Raw genomic sequence first — 890 nt, forward strand, 5'->3', positions numbered from 1 at the left:
ACCCGGATATTTGCTGTCTGTTTTTAGATGTTTCGCCGGAAACGGATGTCTGCTGCGTAAGGTTTGATCACCTTGATGGCTGCGGAGCATGCATCCGTCATCTCTGGGAACTGGGGCATCGTGAGTTCGGCCTGCTTGCAGGGCCAGGAGTTCCGTTTCGGCGCGTATGCGATTGAGTAGCTGGCGTGAGACATTGCACCGGCTTGGAGTGAGTAATGCGGTTACGGTCTTTGGTGACTGGAGTGCCGCCAGTGGCCGGAATAAGGCCCTTGAGCTGTTACATCAGTATCCGCGGATTAGCGCGATCGTCGTCGCGAACGATCAAATGGCGCTAGGGGTTTTGAGCGCCCTCGCGCAACTGAATCGCACCGGCAGCAGGATGGTTTCCGTCACCGGTTATGATGATACGGCGGACAGCCTCTATTTCCAGCCACCGCTCACCACCGTTGCGCAGGATTTCAACAAGCTGGGTAAGCGGGCCGTCGAGCTGTTAATCCAGCAGATGGCCGCCCCTCAGATTCACATCCGTGAATTGCTGCCGACACATTTGATTATCCGCCAGTCAACCTGTCCTTACGGTGGAGAAGAAGAGGATGAGAAAAAATCTGTCATTGCACAATTAAAATCACTGATAGAAAAACTGTGAAAATTTCGCGTTTATTGAGTCCCACCGCAGAGGGTGGATCAGGTGCGATTACGGTCAGGTTGTGGCTGTAATCAGCTCGAGGTTGAAAGCACACCTGTTATACCTCTGAAAGATGGGATACTTCAGTTTAGCCTTCACTATTTTCAGGAAGAGGACCATTACGACTTGTGCGCTCTGATGTTTTTTGTCTTAATGAATGATTATCATTTCCTTTTATAATTGATGAGATTCTTTTTTGTTAACC

General features: G+C 50.1%; 1 pseudogene. It reads left to right on the forward strand.

Features of this window, described 5'->3' with window-relative positions:
• Positions 1-646: pseudogene (locus tag WH277_RS00020) on the forward strand (substrate-binding domain-containing protein); the annotation flags it as partial.
• Positions 647-890: the final 244 nt, after the last annotated feature.

It is taken from the genome of Erwinia sp. MYb416, from assembly GCF_037479575.1.
GTDB lineage: Bacteria > Pseudomonadota > Gammaproteobacteria > Enterobacterales > Enterobacteriaceae > Erwinia > Erwinia rhapontici.